General features: G+C 54.8%; 22 protein-coding genes. 13 read left to right on the top strand and 9 right to left on the bottom strand.

The annotated features are described in order from the left end of the window. Window positions 1–125 precede the first annotated feature (125 nt). The 6 genes from BJP35_RS14915 to clcB all read left to right on the top strand — a co-directional run bounded on the left by BJP35_RS14915 (window position 126) and on the right by clcB (window position 6,054). Window positions 126–869 (top strand): YoaK family protein, encoded by a 744-nt coding sequence (locus BJP35_RS14915; protein ID WP_025204317.1) that lies wholly within the window; start codon window positions 126–128, stop codon window positions 867–869. Window positions 870–1,142: 273 nt separating this feature from the next. After that, the gene (gene osmY, locus BJP35_RS14910; RefSeq protein WP_025204318.1) at window positions 1,143–1,853 is read left to right on the top strand and encodes an osmoprotectant ABC transporter permease OsmY; all 711 of its coding nucleotides are present in this window, start codon (window positions 1,143–1,145) and stop codon (window positions 1,851–1,853) included. Window positions 1,854–1,871: 18 nt separating this feature from the next. Next, entirely contained in the window at window positions 1,872–2,771 is a 900-nt protein-coding gene (osmX, locus tag BJP35_RS14905; protein WP_014169861.1) for an osmoprotectant ABC transporter substrate-binding protein OsmX, read from the top strand. Window positions 2,772–2,779: 8 nt separating this feature from the next. Beyond that, a complete protein-coding gene (gene osmW / locus BJP35_RS14900) occupies window positions 2,780–3,427 on the top strand; it encodes an osmoprotectant ABC transporter permease OsmW (RefSeq protein ID WP_014169860.1) in 648 nt (215 codons plus the stop codon). Continuing rightward, window positions 3,427–4,575: an osmoprotectant ABC transporter ATP-binding protein OsmV gene (gene osmV, locus BJP35_RS14895; protein WP_014169859.1), complete on the top strand. Its 1,149-nt coding sequence runs from the start codon at window positions 3,427–3,429 to the stop codon at window positions 4,573–4,575. The genes osmW and osmV overlap by 1 nt, the downstream gene beginning before the upstream one ends. A 168-nt stretch (window positions 4,576–4,743) precedes the next feature. Continuing rightward, window positions 4,744–6,054, top strand: a complete 1,311-nt coding sequence (gene clcB, locus BJP35_RS14890; RefSeq protein WP_041162570.1) for a voltage-gated ClC-type chloride channel ClcB — start codon at window positions 4,744–4,746, stop codon at window positions 6,052–6,054. Here clcB and bioD read toward each other — a convergent pair. From bioD to BJP35_RS14875, 3 genes are all read right to left on the bottom strand, one after another. Next, on the bottom strand, window positions 5,989–6,684 hold the full coding sequence (gene bioD, locus BJP35_RS14885) for a dethiobiotin synthase (RefSeq protein WP_014169857.1): 696 nt from the start codon (window positions 6,682–6,684) through the stop codon (window positions 5,989–5,991). The genes clcB and bioD overlap by 66 nt on opposite strands. A 130-nt stretch (window positions 6,685–6,814) precedes the next feature. Continuing rightward, a complete protein-coding gene (gene mlc, locus BJP35_RS14880) occupies window positions 6,815–8,035 on the bottom strand; it encodes a sugar metabolism global transcriptional regulator Mlc (protein WP_020884286.1) in 1,221 nt (406 codons plus the stop codon). Between the two features lie 94 nt (window positions 8,036–8,129). Continuing rightward, on the bottom strand, window positions 8,130–9,062 hold the full coding sequence (locus tag BJP35_RS14875) for a LysR family transcriptional regulator (protein WP_020884287.1): 933 nt from the start codon (window positions 9,060–9,062) through the stop codon (window positions 8,130–8,132). Between the two features lie 121 nt (window positions 9,063–9,183). Here BJP35_RS14875 and BJP35_RS14870 point away from each other — a divergent pair, with 121 nt between their 5' ends. Beyond that, window positions 9,184–10,437, top strand: coding sequence for an MFS transporter (locus BJP35_RS14870; protein ID WP_020884288.1), 1,254 nt, complete (start codon window positions 9,184–9,186; stop codon window positions 10,435–10,437). A 1-nt stretch (window position 10,438) separates the two neighbouring features. Here BJP35_RS14870 and BJP35_RS14865 read toward each other — a convergent pair whose 3' ends face one another. Next, window positions 10,439–10,801, bottom strand: coding sequence for a cell envelope integrity protein TolA (locus BJP35_RS14865; protein ID WP_025204320.1), 363 nt, complete (start codon window positions 10,799–10,801; stop codon window positions 10,439–10,441). Between the two features lie 154 nt (window positions 10,802–10,955). Here BJP35_RS14865 and BJP35_RS14860 point away from each other — a divergent pair, with 154 nt between their 5' ends. From BJP35_RS14860 to BJP35_RS14845, 3 genes are all read left to right on the top strand, one after another. Continuing rightward, window positions 10,956–12,443, top strand: coding sequence for a carboxypeptidase M32 (locus tag BJP35_RS14860; RefSeq protein ID WP_047744569.1), 1,488 nt, complete (start codon window positions 10,956–10,958; stop codon window positions 12,441–12,443). Window positions 12,444–12,620: 177 nt separating this feature from the next. Continuing rightward, entirely contained in the window at window positions 12,621–13,010 is a 390-nt protein-coding gene (gene asr, locus BJP35_RS14855; RefSeq protein WP_032670412.1) for an acid resistance repetitive basic protein Asr, read from the top strand. Between the two features lie 278 nt (window positions 13,011–13,288). After that, a complete protein-coding gene (locus BJP35_RS14845; protein WP_020884292.1) occupies window positions 13,289–14,110 on the top strand; it encodes a serine protease in 822 nt (273 codons plus the stop codon). A gap of 1 nt (window position 14,111) precedes the next feature. On the opposite strand, the gene BJP35_RS14840 is transcribed toward BJP35_RS14845, so the two are convergent. The 3 genes from BJP35_RS14840 to mdtJ form a co-directional block, all read right to left on the bottom strand. Then, complete coding sequence (locus BJP35_RS14840) at window positions 14,112–16,274, bottom strand: bifunctional diguanylate cyclase/phosphodiesterase (RefSeq protein WP_014169850.1); 2,163 nt, start codon at window positions 16,272–16,274, stop codon at window positions 14,112–14,114. Between the two features lie 85 nt (window positions 16,275–16,359). Further along, window positions 16,360–16,689, bottom strand: a complete 330-nt coding sequence (mdtI, locus tag BJP35_RS14835; protein WP_014169849.1) for a multidrug/spermidine efflux SMR transporter subunit MdtI — start codon at window positions 16,687–16,689, stop codon at window positions 16,360–16,362. Continuing rightward, window positions 16,676–17,038 carry a multidrug/spermidine efflux SMR transporter subunit MdtJ gene (gene mdtJ / locus BJP35_RS14830; RefSeq protein ID WP_025204323.1) on the bottom strand — a complete coding sequence of 121 codons (363 nt, stop codon included), beginning with the start codon at window positions 17,036–17,038 and terminating at the stop codon, window positions 16,676–16,678. Before mdtJ ends, mdtI begins: the two co-directional genes overlap by 14 nt. Before the next feature lie 421 nt (window positions 17,039–17,459). On the opposite strand from mdtJ, the gene BJP35_RS14820 reads away from it, so the two are divergent. After that, window positions 17,460–18,503, top strand: coding sequence for an AI-2E family transporter (locus BJP35_RS14820; RefSeq protein ID WP_014169847.1), 1,044 nt, complete (start codon window positions 17,460–17,462; stop codon window positions 18,501–18,503). Window positions 18,504–18,599: 96 nt separating this feature from the next. Here the strand turns inward: BJP35_RS14820 and BJP35_RS14815 are convergent, their stop codons facing one another. Further along, a complete protein-coding gene (locus BJP35_RS14815) occupies window positions 18,600–19,625 on the bottom strand; it encodes an LLM class flavin-dependent oxidoreductase (protein ID WP_047744568.1) in 1,026 nt (341 codons plus the stop codon). A 178-nt stretch (window positions 19,626–19,803) separates the two neighbouring features. Here BJP35_RS14815 and yajD point away from each other — a divergent pair, with 178 nt between their 5' ends. Then, window positions 19,804–20,151: an HNH nuclease YajD gene (gene yajD, locus BJP35_RS14810; protein ID WP_014169845.1), complete on the top strand. Its 348-nt coding sequence runs from the start codon at window positions 19,804–19,806 to the stop codon at window positions 20,149–20,151. Between the two features lie 56 nt (window positions 20,152–20,207). After that, on the top strand, window positions 20,208–20,477 hold the full coding sequence (locus BJP35_RS14805) for a hypothetical protein (protein WP_014169844.1): 270 nt from the start codon (window positions 20,208–20,210) through the stop codon (window positions 20,475–20,477). 120 nt (window positions 20,478–20,597) lie between these two features. Here BJP35_RS14805 and BJP35_RS14800 read toward each other — a convergent pair whose 3' ends face one another. Continuing rightward, the gene (locus BJP35_RS14800; protein ID WP_020884297.1) at window positions 20,598–21,365 is read right to left on the bottom strand and encodes an arylamine N-acetyltransferase; all 768 of its coding nucleotides are present in this window, start codon (window positions 21,363–21,365) and stop codon (window positions 20,598–20,600) included. Window positions 21,366–21,385: the final 20 nt, after the last annotated feature.

The following is a 21,385-nucleotide window of genomic DNA, read 5'->3' as shown; positions in this document are numbered from 1 at the left end:
ATTTTATTTAATTACAAAACCCTGAATGCCGTTATCAGGAATAATAATTAAGCAATATCCTGGACAGCCCCTTGCACCGCTTTGCTAGCCTGAATAGTCAGGCAAAGCTCAACCCGGAGGTATTCTTGCTGATTAAACTCAAAAAAGAACGAACGCATCAGGAGGATCGCCTGCTCGCACTCTGGCTGGCGACCTCTGCAGGCTTGCTCAACGCCATCGCCCTCGGGGCATTTGGCTTTTTTCCCTCCCATATGACCGGCAATACCTCCCAATTATCCAGCGAAGTTTCCTCTACCGATCTGAATGATATTTTGTTCTTTGGCGCCATTATTCTGTCTTTTGTTGCCGGCGCAATCATGGCCCGTATCATCGTGTTATGGGGGATTATCCATAATATCAGGCTGGTTTTTTGCCAGATACTGTTGGTCGAGGGATTATTACTGACCGGCGTTTCCTGTTACGAGATGTATTTCCATGCCCTCACGACTAACCGTGAAATTATTATCTTTCTTTGTGGTCTGATGGGGATACATAATTCAACATCGACCCAGCTTTCCGGCGGCCGGGTAAGATCAACCCATATTACCGGCACGCTGACGGACGCGGGAATATCTCTGGCCTCGGTCCTGGTGGCGATGCTCCGACGGGATTATTCCAAAGATACGGCAGCGCAAAAAAGTCAGCTTAAAACCCACTTAACCACCATTTTCTCGTTTATTACCGGCGGTATCGCCGGGCTGATCCTGTTCAGGTGGATTGGGTTTAACGCCATGCTGGCGCTTGGGGTGATGCTCGTCGTTGTCGCCGCCTTTTCCATCATCAGCACCTCAGTGCGCGTTCGCCGGGTTCGCGCCGCCTTCAGCCGATAATGAGGGTCACAGGCGTGAGGAGACGCTCACGCTTTGTGACGCCGTCACATTTTAAATTACGCTTTAGGACAATTCTGTCTGCCCCACAGCCAGCCCTTGCTCCATAAGGCTTAACCTAAGGTTGTCACTAATTTCATAGGGTTACTGATTTTCCCCCTTCGCTGGAACCCATCCCAAACGCTTGCTATAGGTCATCTACCCCTGCCGAAACATGGCATAACAACAGGCAACCCGTGGTTGCTATAACGCATGCGCACAGGGAGACACATCGCAATGCACCCATTACTCAAACGTTCGCTGCTTTTTGTCGGCGCCATTATTGTGGTCGTTGCCCTCCTCACCTGGGGAATTGGGCTGGATACAATTAAGGCGCGTCAGGTTGACCTGATTTACCTCGGGCAACAGCATTTAATCCTGGTATTCTCATCCATGTTCTTTGCCCTGCTGATAGGTATTCCCAGCGGCATTTTGTTGAGCCGCCCGTCAGCACGCGGTATCGCTGAATACGTGATGCAGATCTTTAACGTCGGTAATACCCTGCCGCCGCTGGCCGTTCTGGCGCTGGCAATGGTGGTGATTGGTATCGGTGATACGCCTGCGATTATCGCCCTGTTCCTCGCCTCGCTGCTGCCGATAGTGCGAAACACCTATGCCGGACTGTGCTCGGTTCCGGCGTCGTTACTGGAAGCGGCTAATGGCATTGGGATGACGAAATGGCAGCGTCTGCGCCAGGTCGAACTTCCCGACGCCTGGCCGGTAATGCTCTCCGGGATCCGCATTGCCACCGCCATCAACGTGGGTACCGCCCCGCTGGCCTTCCTGATTGGTGCCAGCAGCTACGGCGAACTGATTTTTCCCGGTATCTACCTCAACGACTTCCCGACACTAATCCTCGGCGCGGCGGCCACCGCCCTGTTTGCTCTGATCCTCGACACCCTGCTGGCTGCGCTGGGTCGCGTGATGAGTCCACATCTCGCTCGATAACAATAACAAGGAGCTTTTATGAGACTGATATCCAGCCTGACGGCGCTGTGTGCCGCGGCACTGTTCACCAGCCAGGCGATAGCGGCCCCGCTGATCCTGGCGACCAAGAGCTTTACCGAGCAGCACATTCTCTCGGCCATGACCGTCCAGTATCTGCAAAAGAAGGGGTTTCAGGTCCAGCCACAGACCAATATTGCCACGGTCATTTCCCGCAACGCGATGATCAACAAACAAATTGATATGACCTGGGAGTACACCGGCACGTCGTTAATCATTTTTAACCACATCAACAAGCGCATGTCGCCACAGGAGTCTTACGAGACGGTGAAACGCCTGGACGCGAAGCACGGTCTGGTATGGCTCAACCCCGCCGATATGAACAATACCTACGCCTTCGCCATGCAGCGTAAACGCGCCGAAGCGGAACACATCAACACCATGTCTGAAATGGTCGCAAAGATTGAGCAGATCCGTAAAACCGATCCGGATAAAAACTGGCTGCTCGGTCTGGACCTCGAATTTGCCGGACGCAGCGACGGGATGAAACCGCTGCAGGCGGCATACAACATGGAACTGGATCGCCCGCAGATCCGCCAGATGGACCCGGGCCTGGTCTATAACGCGGTGCGGGACGGTTTCGTCGATGCCGGGCTTATCTATACCACCGACGGGCGGGTAAAAGGCTTCGACCTGAAGGTGCTGGAAGATGATAAAGGCTTCTTCCCGAGCTATGCGGTCACTCCCGTGGTGCGTAAAGACACCCTTGACGCCAATCCGGGTCTGAAAGAGGCGCTGAATACTCTCTCCGCCCAGCTCAATAACGACGTTATCACCGAACTGAATAAGAAGGTGGATATCGACCATCAGTCACCGCAGCAGGTCGCCCGTGATTTCCTGCGTAGCAAACAGTTGCTGTAGGAGGCGCTTTGGAGACGATTCACTACATTCTGGATAACTGGGACTATCTGTTAACCCTGACGCTGCAACACCTGTGGCTGGTGGCGCTGGCGGTTGGGCTAGCCATACTCATCGGCGTCCCTCTGGGGATTTTGATTGTCCGCCACAAATGGCTGGCGACGCCGGTGCTGGGGATTGCCACCATCGTGCTGACGATACCGTCCATTGCGCTGTTTGGCCTGATGATCCCGCTCTTTTCGCTGATCGGTCAGGGCATTGGTGCCCTGCCCGCTATCACGGCGGTGTTTCTTTACTCGTTGCTGCCAATTGTGCGTAACACCCATACCGCGCTGGACAGCCTGCCGCCGGGCCTGCGTGAAGCCGGACGTGGTATCGGGATGACCTTCTGGCAGCGTTTGCGCTGGGTTGAAATCCCGATGGCACTGCCGGTGATTTTTGGCGGTATCCGCACCGCCGTCGTGATGAACATCGGCGTGATGGCCATTGCCGCAGTGATTGGCGCTGGCGGCCTTGGCCTGCTGCTGCTTAACGGCATCGGCGGTAGCGATATTCGAATGTTAATTGCGGGTGCGCTGATGATCTGTCTTTTAGCGATTGTGCTCGACTGGCTGCTGCATCGTCTGCAGGTCGTCCTGACTCCAAAGGGGATACGATAATGATAAAACTGGAAAACCTCACCAAACAATTTTCACAGAAACACGGCCAGAGCGTTAAGGCCGTCGACAACGTCAACCTCAACGTGCCTGAAGGGGAAATGTGCGTCCTCCTCGGCCCGTCAGGCTGTGGGAAAACCACCACCCTGAAGATGATTAACCGTCTGATCGCGCCAAGCAGCGGCACGATCCTGATTAACGGTGAAGACACCAGCGGGATGGATACCGTGACCCTGCGCCGCAATATTGGCTACGTTATTCAGCAGATTGGTCTGTTCCCGAACATGACCATTGAGGAGAACATCACCGTGGTGCCGCGCATGCTGGGCTGGGATAAAGCCCGATGTAAAACCCGCGCTGAAGAGCTGATGGATATGGTGGCCATGGACCCGCATAAATTTCTCAACCGCTATCCGCGTGAAATGTCCGGCGGTCAGCAGCAGCGTATCGGCGTGATCCGCGCCCTGGCGGCGGATCCTCCGGTACTGCTGATGGATGAACCGTTCGGTGCGGTGGACCCGATAAACCGCGAGGTGATCCAGAACCAGTTCCTGGAGATGCAGCGTAAACTGAAAAAGACCGTGATGCTGGTCAGCCATGACATCGACGAGGCCCTGAAGCTTGGGGATCGTATCGCCGTCTTCCGCCAGGGGCGTATTGTCCAGTGCGCCAGCCCGGACGAACTGCTGGCAAAACCGGCGAATGAGTTCGTCGGCTCGTTTGTCGGCCAGGACCGTACGCTCAAGCGTTTGCTGCTGGTATCGGCAGGCGATGTCACCGACCAGCAACCGACCCTCACCGTGCGGGGCTCTACCCTGCTTTCTGACGCCTTTGCGATCATGGATGACAACGATATTCGCGCCATTACCGTCGTGGACGATCGGGGTAAACCGCTGGGCTTTGTGAAGCGTCGGGAAGCGCGTAATGCCAGCGGCACCTGTGCCGATATCCTGCATCCGTTCCGTATGACTGGCAAAGCGGAGGATAACCTGCGCGTGGTGCTTTCACGGTTGTATGAGAGCAACACCAGCTGGATGCCGATTGTCGACGAAGAGGGCCGCTATAACGGCGAGATCTCACAGGATTATATTGCCGAGTATCTCAGCTCCGGCCGTACGCGCCGGGCGCTGAATATTCACAGCGAGAGTTAAGCGAAAACACTCCGCCGGGCGGGCCAGACGTATGGCGCTGACCTGCCCGGCGACACGCTCCCCCACAGCGCATTTGCTCAGGCCGACACGGTTCATCGCACGCATACCTTTTGCTAACCCCGCGATTTCCCCTCACAATATTGTATCTCCCACGTTTAATTGCGGCCCATGCAACGTCTTCACGCTTATCCCGACATCCGCGCGATGTTTCGCAGACTTCTGATTGCCACCCTTATCGGCATACTGGCCGCGCTGGCCGTCGCGGTGTTCCGCCACAGCATGTATCTGCTGGAGTGGCTGTTTCTCAGTAACAACAGCGGCAGTCTGGTGAATGCCGCGGCGGCGTTATCCCCGTGGCGTCGCGCGTTGACGCCCGCGCTGGGAGGGCTGGCGGCGGGGTTACTGTTGTGGGGATGGCAGCGGCTTACGGCGCAACGACCTCATGCGCCGACAGATTATATGGAAGCACTGGAGACGGGCGACGGCCAGTTTGATTATGGCTCGAGCCTCGTAAAATCCCTTGCGTCACTGCTGGTTGTCTCCAGCGGGAGCGCCATCGGCCGCGAAGGTGCCATGATCCTGCTTGCGGCACTGGCCGCCTCCTTTTTCGCCCAACGCTTTACGCCGAAATCCGAATGGAAATTATGGATTGCCTGCGGAGCCGCGGCCGGGATGGCCAGCGCCTATCACGCGCCCCTGGCCGGCAGCCTGTTTATTGCCGAAATTCTGTTTGGCACGCTGATGCTGGCCTCGCTCGGGCCGGTGGTGATTGCGGCGGTGGTAGCCCTGCTTACCACGCGACTCTTAGCGCCCGGTGCCGGTACGCTCTATGACGTCCATCTGAGTGGCCTACTCAGTGCGGCAGATTATGGCCTGCTTGTCGTGACAGGCCTGCTGGCGGGACTGTGCGGACCGCTGCTGATGTGGCTTATGGCGTTCAGCCATTCGTTATTTCTGCGTCTCAGGCTTTCGCCGCCCTGGCAACTGGCGCTCGGCGGAGCGATCGTCGGGCTGCTGTCGCTCCTGACGCCTGACGTGTGGGGGAATGGCTACAGCGTGGTTCAGGCTTTTCTGCTCGCCCCACCGCTGCTGTCCGTGATAGCAGGTGTATTTATCTGTAAATTGCTGGCGGTACTGGCAAGCAGCGGTTCTGGCGCGCCGGGCGGGGTTTTCACACCGACGTTGTTTGTCGGCATGGCCACAGGAATGCTGTTTGCACAACTCTTCGGGCTGTGGTTTCCGGGGTCTGAAACGGTGATTTTGCTGGGGCTGGCAGGCATGGCGACGTTACTCGCCGCGACGACCCATGCGCCCATTATGTCTGCGTTGATGGTCTGTGAAATGACCGGGCAGTATTTTTTGCTGCCCGGTTTGCTGATTGCCTGCGTGATCGCGTCCGTCTTGTCGCGGACGTTACGCCACGACTCGATCTACGGACAACATGCGACCGAGGGAAGAGAGATCGATGTACTGCGCTAATTCACGCTGTTCGGCACGCGGCAAATAAGGCAGCTCGCCCACCAACGGTCCCGGCAGTTTTTTGCTCAGCACGTCGATGATTTCCGCGTAGTGCGCCAGGCCCGGGTTGATACGGTTTGCGACCCAGCCAATCAACGGCAATCCATCATTGGCAATCGCCTGCGCCGTCAGAAGCGCATGGTTGATGCACCCTTCCTGAATACCGACCACCATGATCACCGGCAGTTGCTCCTGCACCACCCACTCAGAAAGCGGGCGCAGATCGTTCATCAGGCTGCGCCATCCGCCGGTACCTTCCACCACGACATGGTCGGCCATCTCGCTCAGGTTCGCCAGACCGTCGGACAACAGGGTGTAATTAATCAGACCGCTGTGCGCCACGCTGCTTTCATCTTCGCTTAAGGCAATGGGATTGATCGCGTGATATGGCAGTTCCAGTGACGAGACGCTTTGTAACACCAGGGCGTCTTTATTCCGCAATCCTTCGGGCGTCTCTTTACTGCCTTTTGCGACCGGTTTGTACCCTGCAACGCGTTTACCGCTTGCTGCCAGAGCCTGTAGCAACGCGCGGGATACAACGGTCTTGCCGACAGAGGTATCTGTACCCGTAACAAAGAAACGCTTAAGCATGACTCATTCCACCTCTTGGGTATGCTTCGAAAATATAAACCAGAGAAATAATTCAGTGGGGGAAGTCTACGGGATGCGTGCGCTACCCAGCTTGAGATAGCGCAATTTTTCGTACATCTGCGGAAAAGAGTTAACCCTGTAACAGGCGGATCAGCAGCGAGCCGTTATACATGGCGTCCTTGACCAGGGCTGCACCAGCCATGGTGCCCTGATTGGAAAACTGGGTGCTTTCCACGGCAATATTTTTGCTGTAGGCCGGGAGCGCCTGTTGATGAATACAGGCCGAGATAGCCGGGAAGAGAATTTCCGCCGCCTGACTCAGCGGTGAGCCAATCAGGATTTTTTGCGGGTTGAAGAGATTCACCATAATGGCCAGAATGCGGCCAACGTTATTCCCCACTCCGGTAATAATATCCTTTGCCAGCAAATCCCCCTGACGCGCTGCGGCGCAGAGTGAATCGACGGTCAACGGTTGTCCGTGCAGCGAAGAGCTCATGGACTGGCTGAGCCTGACCTGCGCCAGCTCCAGCACGCTTTCCACGCTGGCGATGGTTTCCAGACAGCCATGGTTGCCGCAGTAACAGCGCTTGCCGTAGGGATCGACCTGCGTGTGGCCGATTTCGACCAGGCTACTGCTTCCGGCATGCAGAAGGCGTCCGTCGGTGATGACGCCCGCCCCGACGTTATGGTCAATCACCACCTGAATCACGTCCCTTGCGCCGCGGGATGCGCCAAACAGCGCCTCCGCCATCGTCCAGGCGCTGATGTCATGCTGAATATAGACCGGCACGCCGGTGTGATTTTTCAGCACCTCGCCCAGCGGCATCTCTTTAACATCGTCGTAGAACGGCATGCGGTGCACGATTCCATTTTCGGTATCAATAATACCCGGCATGGTGATCGCAATGGCCGTTAAGCGTTCAAGGCGTTGCTGATGGCGAATAAAGAAGTGATCGATATGGGTGACAATGGCATCGAGGAGCGATTGTTCAGCCTTGAGCGGCAGTTCCAGCCGGTCTTCTACCACCAGCTTGCTGCTTAGATCGCGCAGGGCAAGGAAGATCTCTCCCCGGCTAATGCGCAGTGACAGGTAGTGCCACGCTTCGGTCTCCACCACCAGGCCGACCGCCGGACGGCCGCGGCTGCCCGGCTCCTGAATTTCCGTCTCCTGGACCAGGTGGGCTTCCAGCATTTCACGAACAATCTTGGTAATACTGGCAGGTGCCAGTTGTGCCAGGCGCGAAAGATCGATACGCGAAACCGGGCCAAGCTGATCAATCAGGCGATAAACCGCGCCAGCGTTGGTCTGCTTAATCTGATCAATGTGCCCTGGCTGACTATCAGCAACCACCTCGTACTCCCTTATTTTCGAGCATCGAAATAAACTGTGGGCTATGGTGAAGCACTTCAATGGCCGTCGTCAAATATTTACTTAGCCATGTGATTTACTGCACATTTTTACCCACTTTTCCCTCTAAATATTGTCCTGCAGAGGCGCTTAACAGCTGTGCTTTAAACCGCTGCGCTGCATGGCTCTGCTCATGATGTTTCGACCATACCAGCCACATTTCCGAAACAGCATCGTCTTCAGCGATAGCAACCCAGCGCATTTCACGCAATTGTACCCGTTTAAACGAGGCCGGAAGAATAGAGACCCCCAGCCCCGCCGCGACCAGTCCAATAATGGTCATTGCTTCCCCGACTTCCTGCGTAATGATCGGGGCAAGATCGTAGCGTCGTAACAGGCCCAGAATATCGTCGTACAGACCGGTACCTACCTGCGGGTCGAAAAAAACAAACGGCTCTTTTGCCAGCTCTGCCAGCGTGACCGCCGAACGCGAGGCGAGCGGATGATCGTGCGGGATCATTGCCATCAACGGTTCGCGCAGAATAACCTGCCACGCCAGCGTATCCGGGAGTTGGGTGTTACGCATCAGACCTAAATCAAGAGAACCTTCATTCAGCGGAGCGATTTGCTCGCGGGTATTAATTTCGCGCGTCTGAATATGCACATCCGGAAAATGCCGGCGAAACGACGACAGGGTCTGTGAAACAGCGCTGATAAACGGTGCAGACGAGGTAAACCCAATCCGCAACTCTCCGGTTTCCCCGAGATAAAGCCGCTCTGCCCGGGCTGCCGCCTCATCCACCATACTGAGAATTTGTCGGCTGTCGGCCAGAAATTGCTTCCCGGCCGCCGTCAGGCTCACGCTGCGGTTGGTCCGTGCCAGAAGGCGCGCCCCGACCTGTTGCTCAAGGATCTGGATCTGCTGGCTTAGCGGGGGTTGTGAGATATTCAGTCTTGCCGCCGCGCGGCCAAAATGAAGCTCTTCAGCGACGGCGACAAAGTAGCGCAGATGACGCAGTTCGATATTCATATTTTTAAAGTATCATTTGAGATTATTAATATATTAGACAGAATATTTACATTTTCCTACTCTGATCGTGTGGTCATACCCGTCACCCGAAACCACGGGGATGTTTAAGCAAGGACATTGTGTGAGTCGTACATCTACCATTGATATCGATCCGGCCAGAGATATTGATGATTTACCCGCAGCATCGCAGCCGGTTCAGTTCATTAAACGTGGTACCCCCCAGTTCATGCGCGTCACGCTGGCGCTTTTCTCAGCGGGTCTGGCAACCTTCGCCCTGCTCTATTGCGTTCAGCCGATCCTGCCCGTTCTTTCCCATGAATTTGGCGTATCGCCTGCCAGCAGCAGTATTTCGCTCTCCATCTCTACCGGCATGCTGGCGATTGGTCTGCTTTTCACCGGGCCACTTTCCGACGCCATTGGCCGTAAACAGGTGATGGTTACCGCCCTGATGCTGGCTTCGATTTGTACGTTACTCTCCACGATGATGACCAGCTGGCACGGTATCCTGGTGATGCGCGCGTTAATTGGGTTATCCCTGAGTGGCGTGGCGGCGGTCGGGATGACCTATCTCAGCGAAGAGATCCACCCGAGCTTTGTCGCCTTCTCTATGGGGCTGTACATCAGCGGGAACTCGATTGGCGGAATGAGTGGACGTCTGCTGAGCGGGGTGTTTACAGACTTCTTTAACTGGCGTATTGCGCTGGCGGTGATCGGCTGCTTTGCCCTTGCGTCTGCGCTGATGTTCTGGAGAATCCTTCCGGAATCACGTCATTTTCGTTCCACCTCCCTGCGCCCGAAAACGCTGTTCATCAACTTCCGTCTGCACTGGCGTGACAAAGGGTTGCCGCTGCTGTTCCTGACCGGCTTTCTGCTGATGGGCTCTTTCGTTACGTTGTTTAACTATATCGGCTATCGCCTGATGCTCTCCCCGTGGCACCTGAGTCAGGCGGTGGTGGGTCTGCTCTCTGTGGCGTATCTCACCGGTACGTGGAGTTCACCTAAAGCCGGAGCGATGACGGCCCGCTTTGGACGCGGTCCGGTTATGCTGGTCTCTACCGCCGTCATGCTGCTCGGCCTGTTGATGACCCTTTTCGCCTCCCTGTGGCTTATCTTCGCCGGGATGCTGCTTTTCTCTGCCGGTTTCTTCGCCGCTCACTCGGTGGCCAGCAGTTGGATTGGGCCACGCGCTCGCCGGGCCAAAGGCCAGGCGTCGTCTTTGTATCTGTTTAGCTATTACCTCGGTTCCAGCTTTGCGGGGACGCTGGGTGGGGTGTTCTGGCATAACTATGGCTGGAACGGCGTGGGCGGTTTTATTGCGCTCATGCTCTGCGGGGCGCTGTTGGTAGGGACCCGTTTACACCAGCGTCTGCACTGATTCAGGGTTTGAAATCGAGCGTGTAGTTTTCCCCGATACGCTCATCAGGTACCACTGGGAGCACATGATCGTCACTGGCAGACTGTAAGGCCGCAATGGCGGCCTTACACAGCTCAGGATCGCTGCCTTTTACCACCTGAATGTGGGTCACATAGGCCGCGCCTTTGGGCTGGTGAATCTTTAACGAACAGAGCTTCCCTTCATACTGCTCTGTGGTTGTCATCCTTTGTTTTACTGTTTCCACATACGCAAACGCCCATGCGTGCGCGGAGTCTTCTTCGGTGTTGAACGGGATCACGTCATGATGATGTGTCTGGCACCCCGTCAGCAACACTGCAATCCCTACACTCACAACCTTGTTCATTTTCCATCCGGCAGTCGTTTTTTTAGGGTTATAACACAGCGTTACTGAACGAAATAGCACCAAACTCTAAGGGGTAATGGCTTGGATTCAGGCGGGAATTTTGATACTACTCACTCTTCATGCCTGAAACATCGCCTTGCAAAGAGAAAACGAAATGAGCGAAAACAGCCACTACCAACAACTCACCCGCACCTTCCAGCGCCTCTCCCGTTTCTCCCACCTCTCCTCCATCGCCAGCTGGGATATGTTTACCATGATGCCGCCGGGAGGCAGTGCCGCGCGCGGTGAAGCGCTGGCCGAAATGAGCGTTCTGCAACACCAGATCCTGACCGATAAAAAGGTGGGTGAATGGCTGTCCGCCGCGGCCGGTGAGGACCTGAATGATATTGAACAAGCCAACCTGCGTGAAATGACGCGTCATTACCAGCAGGCGTCGCTGTTGCCGGAAGCGCTGGTGGAAGCCAAATCGCTGGCAGGCAGCAAATGTGAGCACGCCTGGCGTACCCAGCGCCCGGCCAATGACTGGCAGGGGTTTGCCGCCAACCTGAAAGAGGTCGTCAAACTGAGCCGCGAGGAGGCTCGTCTGCGTGCTGAAGCCAAAGGCTGCAGCCCTTACGACGCACTGCTGGATATTTTCGAACCGGACATGACCAGCGCGCGCCTGGACGTACTGTTCGCGGATATGAAATCCTGGCTGCCGGACCTGCTGGCAAACGTTGTGGAAAAACAGGCTCAGCAGTCATTCGTTCCGCCGCAGGGCCCCTTCCCGACGGCAACGCAGCGTGAACTTGGGCTTGAAGCCATGAAGATGCTCGGCTTTGATTTTAACGGCGGTCGCCTGGACGTCAGTGCACACCCGTTCTGCGGTGGCGTGCCGGAAGATGTGCGCATCACCACGCGTTATGATGAGGACGAGCTGCTCAGCGCGCTGTTTGGCGTGATCCACGAAACCGGACACGCGTGCTACGAGCAAAACCTGCCGCGAACGTGGGCCGGTCAACCTGTCGCGCTGGCCCGTTCAACGGCGATCCACGAATCCCAGAGCCTGTTCTTTGAGATGCAGCTGGGGCGCAGCGACGCTTTCCTTAAACATCTCCTCCCTGCGGTTCACGCCCGTTTTGGCAGTCAGGCGGCGTTCAGTGAAGAGAACTTTATTGCCTGGAACCAGCGCGTGAAGCCGGGCTATATCCGCGTCGATGCCGACGAAGTCAGCTACCCGGCACATGTGGTGCTGCGCTATGAAATTGAACGTGCGCTGATCAATGGCGATATTGAGGTGGATGACATTCCGGCACTGTGGGATGAGAAAATGCAGGCCTGGCTCGGGTTATCAACCAAAGATAACTACCGCAACGGCTGTATGCAGGACATTCACTGGACCGACGGCGGTTTTGGCTACTTCCCGTCCTACACGCTCGGCGCGATGTACGCCGCGCAATTGTTCCATGCGGCCAAAACGGCGCTGCCGGGTCTGCAGTCCTCCATCGCTGAGGGCGATTTCTCCGCCCTGTTTGACTGGCTGCGTCAGAACATCTGGCAGCACGGTAGCCGCTTCACCACTTCGCAACTGATTACCCAGGCGACGGGTGAAGACCTGAATATCCGTTACTTCCGCGAACATTTGACGTCCCGTTATCTGTAATCCAGCGGCCGGAGTACGCTCCGGCCGTTTTCCTTTTGCGCACCCTGTACCGCCCTTTGTACATTCCGTTACACGCCGATACCAATCACTCACGGAAACCCCGAATTTACAGGGATATAGTTCTTTCAACGGCCCCGCAGTGGGGTTAAATGAAAAACCAAATTCGAGGGTATGAACATGAAAAAAGTATTAGCTCTGGTTGTTGCCGCTGCTATGGGTCTGTCTTCTGCTGCGTTTGCTGCTGAAACCACTGCTGCACCGGCTGCTGCTGCGCCAGCTGCAACAACGACTGCTGCTCCGGCAAAAACCGTACACCACAAGAAACACCATAAAGCCGCTAAACCTGCTGCAGAGCAAAAAGCCCAGGCTGCTAAAAAACACCACAAAAAAGCCGTTAAACAAGATGCCGCTAAACCGGCTGTAGAGCAGAAAGCGCAGGCCGCTAAAAAGCACCACAAAAAAGCGACCAAACCTGCTGTAGAACAGAAAGCCCAGGCGGCTAAAAAGCATCACAAAAAAGCAGTAAAACACGAAGCTGCTAAACCAGCTGCACAGCCAGCTGCGTAAGAGTACAAGCTTAACCGTGCCTTTCGGGGCACGTTGGTAAACCGGCGCTGAACCGGAAAGGTCCAGCGCCGTTTTTTTTATCCGGAGGGCGTATGCTGCGGCGCTATCGGTTTGAGCTGATTCTTATCCTGCTTATTTTATGCGCGCTCATCGCAAGCCATTTTTATCTTTCCTGATCGTAGCACGCTGATTTTACTCCCACTTTAGCGCTGTCCCGTCTATAGTATTTTCATAGGGTTCACTTTTAATAATCATAATTGCCCCCACCAGAGTGTGATATGCGTAAATCTGTTGTGTTGTTACTGGGAACGTTTGGTCTTTTTTCTGGATTCTCACATGCGGATGATGGCGGTGATGAAACCATTAGCGCGAAAGAGCTTAAAACGCTGTTTTTCGGTCATGACGATCGTACGCGCGTCGCCGATCCTACCCAGGCACCCTGGGACGCTATCGGGCAACTGGAAACCGCCAGCGGTAATTTATGTACCGCTACGCTGATTACCCCGCAACTAGCCCTGACGGCTGGCCACTGCCTGCTGACACCGCCAGACGGCAAGCCAGACAAAGCCGTTGCCCTGCGATTTGTGTCGCAAAAAGGGATGTGGCGTTATGAAATTCACGGTATTGAGGGACGGGTTGATGCTTCTCTCGGCAAACGTCTGAAGCCCGACGGTGACGGCTGGATAGTGCCTCCGTCAGCGGCATCCTGGGATTTTGGCCTGATCATTTTGCGCTACCCGCCCTCTGGCATTACCCCGCTTCCGTTATTTGACGGAGACAAAGCCGCGCTCACTGCCGCACTGAAAGCCGCCGACCGTAAGGTGACGCAATCAGGCTACCCTGTCGATCATCTGGACGCGCTTTACACCCACACGGACTGTATTGTCACAGGATGGGCGCAAAACAGCGTGCTCTCACATCAGTGCGATACGTTACCCGGTGACAGCGGCTCGCCGCTGATGTTAAAAACGGATAACGGCTGGCAGCTGATTGGTGTTCAAAGCTCTGCGCCAGCGGCAAAAGACAGATGGCGTGCAGATAACCGGGCCTTAGCCGTGACCGGTTTTCGTGACAAGCTGGAAGCACTGGCGCAGCAGTAACTCAGCACTGTCTGACCTGACGTAACGCCCTGATTGATTCAATCGGCATCGGCTGGCTGAACCAGAATCCCTGCAGCTGATCGCAGCCAGCCAGCCGTAACAATTTCATCTGCTTTTCGTTTTCCACCCCTTCAGCGACCACCGCCATGCCCAGGGCATTGGCGATCCTCACCGTGCCGCTCACCAGCGCCGCTGCCTGCTCATCGTTGTCCACCAGCCCGGCCAGTGATTTATCGATCTTAATGGTGTCGAAATTAAAACGCCGCAAATAGCCAATACTCGAATAGCCCGTGCCAAAATCATCCAGCGCCACCGCGGTGCCCAGTGCTTTAAGGTTGGCAATCGCCGTGCGGGCACGCTCGGGGTTTTCCAGCACATAGGTCTCCGTGACTTCGAGCTGGAGTCGCCTGGCCGGGAAACGGGTGCTTTCCAGAACCCAGGCCACTTTTTCTTCGAATTCAGGGTCGCGAAACTGCGCCGGGGAGATATTAACGGAGAGCTTCAATTCGCTGTACGGCTCCAGATCCTGGCAGGCACGCTGCAAAACAAACTGACCCAGTTTGTAAATCAGCCCACTCGTTTCCGCAATGGAAATGAAGGTATCTGGACCGAGTTCGCCTTCCGGACGACGCGGCCAGCGAACCAGCGCTTCCACACTGCTCATTTTCTGACTGCGGGCGTCAATAATCGGCTGGTACCAGACCTCAAACTCGTCTCGCTCCAGTCCGTTACGGATCTGGTTTTCAATCGCAAGCTTGCGTTCCCGGGCGTTATTCAGCGCCGCGTCATAGTGGGTGACACGCCCTTTCCCGCTAATTTTGGAATGGTACATGGCGATATCGGCGCGGCGAAACAGCTCGGAACTGGTGCATTCAATCAGGGTTCCGCTGGCAATCCCGATGCTGGCGCCGATATGAATAGTGCGCTCCCCCAGACGAATAGGGGTATTGAGAAAATCCAGTACCGATTCGGCAAAGGTGGTCGCCAGCGCTTCTGCCCCTTCACCGCCGATGGTCATGGCAAACTCATCGCCTCCCATGCGCGCCAGCATCCCGCCCGGTGGAACGCATTCATTCAGCGTTTTGGCGATGGTCACAATGAGATCGTCACCGACGCTGTGGCCGTAGATATCGTTGACGTCCTTGAAGCCATCCAGATCGATAAACACCACGCTTTTGACGTCAATATCACCACGCAAACTCACGCGGTCCAGCGCTTCAATGAGTGCGCGGCGGTTCGGCAGATGGCTTAGCCAGTCCGTTCTGGCGACCAGACGCGCCTGGCTTTCTCCGCGGGCCAGTTTGTACAGGCCCACGCAGCTCACCATAATGAACAGCAGGATCAGCACCGATGCCAGCACCACTATCTGCGTAATATCGGATGATGCGGCCCGGGCCGCCTGCGCGCCAGGAAGGCGTGCCTGCCAGTTGAGGTACCCCAGTAACTCCCCTGCAGAACTGCGCAGCGGCATACTCAGACTGTTGATTTTATCCGGGGTAAAGTTGAGGTTATCAATCTGAAAGGTCTGCCCCAGATCGGATAATATGCCGCCATTCAAATGGCGGGTAATCACCAGATAGCGGCGTGTACCGTCGTTAACCTGCAATCGCCCGATCATGGGTCGGATCAGCCCTATTCCGACAAACGCGACGCCGTGACGCGTTCGGGTGATCCCGGCATAAATATTCTTCTGGCTGGGTAATTCACGTCCGTGCTGCTGAATAAGCGCTTGCAGGCCTTTGCCAAAAAAATCGAGATTCGTCTCCGCAAAAGGCTGGCTTTGAAACGATCCCCAGATGACGTTGAAATGCTCATCCAGCACGAAAGTGCCGTCATAGAGGTTATTGACTTTAAAGCCCGCTCCCCAGGTGTTGTATAACCATTCGGTATCGAGCTTTGGGCGGTAGACCTCGCGTACCGCATCGTCCCAGACGGCATTATCAATCACCAGGGTCGAGACACGGTTAACCGACGTTTGTATCGCACCCTGCACGGAAAGCGTGGTGCGGTGCTCGTCAATTTCATTGGTTTTGGTGCTGATCAGGTGCAGAGATAAATAGAGCAGCGCGACAATGGAGATGATTAAGCCGATCCCCGCCATGAAGATCATGGCAAACAATGTTCTCGCGGTGGGAATATTGCGCCAGCTTAATGTGCGATACATTAGCCATCCTCTTCAATGTTTTGCTTTTTTTAAGAGTAATACAGGCAGCGAATTTCGCTGCCTGTAAATAATGGCTTAACGTGTATCAGGCGAGTTTTATCATGATCATGCCGGCAAGCAGCAATATCAGTCCAATCCAACCTTTGTTATTTAAACGCTGACCGAACAGCACCCAGCCGGCTGCCAGGGTGGCGGCAATACCAAACCCGCCCCACAGCGCATAGGCCACGGACAGATCGATACCCTTCACCGCCTGTGACAGGGCGCTGAACGCCCCCAGTACGGCGGCAATCGACAACAGTCCGTAAATTTTACGACGAAAACCGTCAGAGAATTTTAGCAGGACGTTCGCTAAAATCTCCAGCACGATGGCAAACCCCAACCAGGCCGCGTGGATCCATTCAAACTGCTGCATGGGTCTGCTCCTTCGGCTGCTTAGTCGGTTTGCGTGTACCCGATTTAATCAGCACGATACCTGCTACCAGCGTCGTTAACCCGGCAATCTTCATTGTTGATAATGTTTCGTCAAATAATAAGACGCTGAACAGGGTGATCAACAAAATACCGATCCCTTCCCACAGTGCATAGGCCACACCCAGCGCAATTTTCTTCACTGCAAACGACAGGAAAATATAGGAAAGTGAAATCATCACCAGCATTAAAATAAAGCCGGTATTGCCATCGCTGACGCTTGCCCATTTCATCGACAACGTGCCGGTAATTTCAGCGATAATAGCAAGGGCTAATAAAATCCAGTAAAACATGTTTTTCTCCTGCTTGAGAATATAATCCATCGTGGCCTGCTGCGTGCAGCAAACCCAAAAATATGAAATTAAATCAGACAGCTAAGCGCGTAGCGCCAGCTCAGGCAGAAGATGTGACTATAGCGCGTTGCGCCAGTGTTGCTCACCAGAAAGAAGGCAGAAGGAAGTGAAAAATACAGCGGTGTTGTTTGAAGAATACGTCCTGAACAAATTGTCCATAAAATTACAATTATCCGCGTTGTTGCTTCTCGTCTTTGCGGATGAAAATTGTCCTCGGTAGTTGAACACGCCAAATTTGTACCATAAGTAAGGCTTTTACTCAAAGTCTTTTCAATTCTTTACCCATCCCGTTTGATTTTGGTTAGTTTATTGAAACGGCTTTCGCCTTTATTATAAATAAAAATATTATTCAGGAACCCCCATGGCTAAACCCATCATTACCCTGAACGGGCTAAAAATTGTCATCATGCTGGGCATGCTGGTGATCATACTGACGGGCGTTCGTTTTGCCGCCGACATCATCGTGCCGTTTATTTTGGCCCTGTTTATTGCGGTGATCCTTAACCCGCTCATACAGCGCATGACGCGGTTCCGCATCCCGCGCGTGCTGGCAATCACGATGCTTATCAGCATCATTATTATTGCCATGGTGCTGCTGGTCGCTTATCTCGGCACCTCCCTGAATGAACTGACGCGAACGTTACCGAAATACCGCTCGTCGCTGGCGATACCGCTGTTGCAGCTTGAACCCTGGCTGCAGCGTGCGGGAATCGAAGTGTCCGTTGAGGAGTTGCTGAAGTACATTGATCCGAATGCCGCCATGACCCTCGTCACCGGCCTGCTGGCGCAGCTCTCTAACGCCATGACCTCGATTTTCCTGCTGTTTTTAACGGTGGTGTTCATGCTGCTGGAAGTGCCGCAACTGCCCGCAAAACTGCAGCAAATAATGGTCCGTCCGGTTGAAGGCATGGGAGCGATTCAACGCGCGCTGGATAGCGTCTCCCGCTATCTGGTCCTGAAAACCGCCATTAGCCTGGTCACCGGGGCCGTGGTCTGGGGAATGCTGATGGCGCTGGATGTCCGGTTTGCGTTCGTCTGGGGATTACTGGCCTTTGCGCTCAACTATATCCCCAACATCGGTTCGGTGCTGGCCGCTATTCCCCCTATTCTGCAGGTGCTGGTGTTCAGTGGGTTCTATGATGCGCTGATTCTGCTGGCCGGGTATCTGGTGATTAACCTGGTGTTCGGGAATATTCTTGAGCCACGCATGATGGGGCGCGGTCTGGGATTGTCCACGCTGGTGGTATTTCTGTCCCTTATATTTTGGGGATGGCTGCTCGGCCCGGTCGGCATGTTGCTCTCCGTTCCGCTGACCATCATTGTGAAGATTGGCCTCGAACAGACGGCGGGCGGGCAAAGTATTGCCGTGCTGCTGAGCGATATGAGCCATAAGCCAGTCGAATAACCTCCGCAGATACCTGTCTCGTCCCCCTTACCGGCGGTGACGAGACAGGCAGGTGTTACGGCTTTCGCGCGCGGTGCCCGACGCACAACAAAATGGCTACTCGCGCCATCCCATTGCCGGTGCAACATGCTTCAGAATGGATTCGATAACATGCGCGTTGTAATCCACTCCGAGCTGGTTCGGCACGGTGAGCAATAAGGTGTCCGCTTCGGCAATCGCTTCGTCCTGTTTCAACTGCTCAATCAGCTTTTCAGGCTCAGCGGCATAGCTGCGTCCGAAAATTGCGCGCGTTTTCTCATCAAGGTAACCCACGCTATCGCTGTCATTCCGGCTTGCGCCGAAGTACATGCGGTCACGATCGTCCATCAGCGCGAAAATACTGCGGCTGACCGAGACGCGCGGATGACGAGTATGCCCGGCTTCCGCCCAGGCCTGTCGGTAAGCGCGGATCTGTTTTGCCTGCTGAATATGGAATGGCTCACCGGTTTCATCATCTTTCAGGGTTGAGCTTTGCAGGTTCATCCCCAGTTTTGCAGCCCATACCGCTGTCGCGTTCGACCCTGCGCCCCACCAGATGCGCTCACGTAAACCTTCGGAATGTGGCTCCAGGCGCAGCAGTCCCGGTGGATTTGGGAACATGGGTTGTGGGTTCGGTTTTGCAAACCCTTCTCCGCGCAGCACCTCAAGCAGTACCTCGGTGTGTCGGCGTGCCATATCTGATTCATTTTCCCCTTCCTGCGGGACATAACCAAAATGACGCCAGCCATCAATGACCTGCTCCGGAGAGCCCCGGCTGATCCCCAGCTGCAAACGTCCGCCGGAGATTAAATCCGCCGCGCCCGCATCTTCCGCCATGTACATCGGATTTTCATAGCGCATATCGATCACGCCAGTACCGATTTCGATGCTTTTCGTTTTGGCACCGATCGCCGCCAGTAAGGGGAACGGAGAGCTGAGTTGACGGGCAAAATGATGCACACGGAAATAGGCACCGTCTGCGCCCAGCTCTTCAGCGGCGACGGCCAGGTCGATGGATTGCAACAGGGTGTCCGCCGCGGAACGCGTGCCGGACTGGGGTGACGGTGTCCAGTGACCAAATGACAAAAAGCCGATCTTTTTCATAACGAGATATCCTGATGATGCTTTGCGTTATCTCTACTTTACGCATTACCCGGGGAGAATAAATGCCCTTTATTTAACGGAATAATTCAAATAAATTGACTGAATTGAGCGGATCGCAATGACGCCCCATAATGAGATATAGTGCGTCTTTCTTTTTCCCTGGCAGGTAAAACCGGCAATGGCTCTGATCCCTAAAAACTACGCGCGACTGGAAAGTGGCTACCGTGAAAAGGCATTAAAAATCTATCCCTGGGTCTGTGGACGCTGCTCACGCGAGTTCGTCTATTCAAACCTGCGCGAGCTCACGGTTCACCATATCGATCACGATCATACTAATAACCCGGAAGATGGCAGCAACTGGGAGCTGTTGTGCCTGTTTTGCCACGACCATGAACACTCGAAATACACCGAAGCAGATCAGTACGGTACTACCGTTGTGGCGGGTGAAGACGCGCAAAAAGACATGGGCGTGGCCACTTTCAACCCGTTTGCCGATCTAAAAGCGATGATGAATAAGAAAAAATAATTCCCTAATATTGCCCCTCTTCGTCATATGGGCCTCACAGTTACAGGTAAAAGGATATGGATACACTCCGTTGCTACTGGGACGTTTTTTTCAATGCTTATGGCTCACTGCTCACGAAAACCGTGCTGGTATTACTGCTGGTGTGGTGGTGTCATCAAACCCTGCAGCGCTTCAGAAAAGAAGCCCCTGACGCTACCGGCCCCATTGCCGAGGCCAATGCCAGAGAACGCTACCAGTGGCGCTACTTGCGGTGGGCTTTAAGTAGCATCCAGGGCATCCTTTCCCTGTATATTATAGGGTTGATTATTACGACGCTTTTTACGTAGCGGATACGGTTTCTGCCCTGAAGACGTCTCAGGTAGCCTCTGTATTTAACAGTCCGCATTGTCGATGATAAGCCGGGGACGCATGCGCAGACTCGATACAGTCCAGCGTCCCCCTGCGGATCACTCAACCGTCAGCGCAAAACAATTTTTCAGTACAGAGGCAATATCATCTTCTGCCAGCTGTTGCGTTTCCACGCCCTGCGCGGTGATCGTTTTCAGCACGTTACCCAGCAAAATCTGGCGTCCTTCAGGGCGATGCTGTACGACGAGCAGCTTCTGCACAAAAATGGCGTCCGGGTGCGTGGAGTTAAGGTAGTTGGCAGGCACGAAATCAATCCACTCCTGAGGAGAGAGGTCAAAGCCGTACTGACTGGCCCATTTGCCCTCCACCCATGCCTGAAGCAGATACTCACCCTCAGCGTTACGGGTCAGCCGGAACGTGTCGAAATCCTGCCGGATATCCGTATCAAGCATGTCTAACGCCATCGGCGCACGGATGCCGTAGCTACCGAACCCGAGGTCACAAAGCCACTGACGACCGTCAATCTCAGCAATGAGTGCCATATGGGTTTTAGGCCGACGCACCGGGTAGAACATCGGGCGCGCCGCGACAAAACGCCAGCGAATGCCCAATGCCTCCAGCGCCATCGCAAATAGCCCATTCACCTCATAGCAGTAACCGCCGCGCTTCTGCCTCAACAGCTTATCGGCAATGTCTTCGGGGACCAGCGAAACGACTTTACCCGCCTGTACATCCCCATTTTCAAAGGGTATCGAAAAGAGCTGATGGCGCATCAGCGCATGCAGGGTTGCAGTATCGGCAGCCGCCGGGCCGGTATAGTTTATGCGCCTGAAATAGGCAGAAATATCGAAATTGTCGCTGTGCATAGTGCCTCCTTGTCTGGAAC

This window comes from Enterobacter sp. J49, assembly GCF_002148625.1.
Classification (GTDB): domain Bacteria; phylum Pseudomonadota; class Gammaproteobacteria; order Enterobacterales; family Enterobacteriaceae; genus Enterobacter; species Enterobacter ludwigii.
This window is presented reverse-complemented; position numbering and strand designations above follow the sequence as displayed.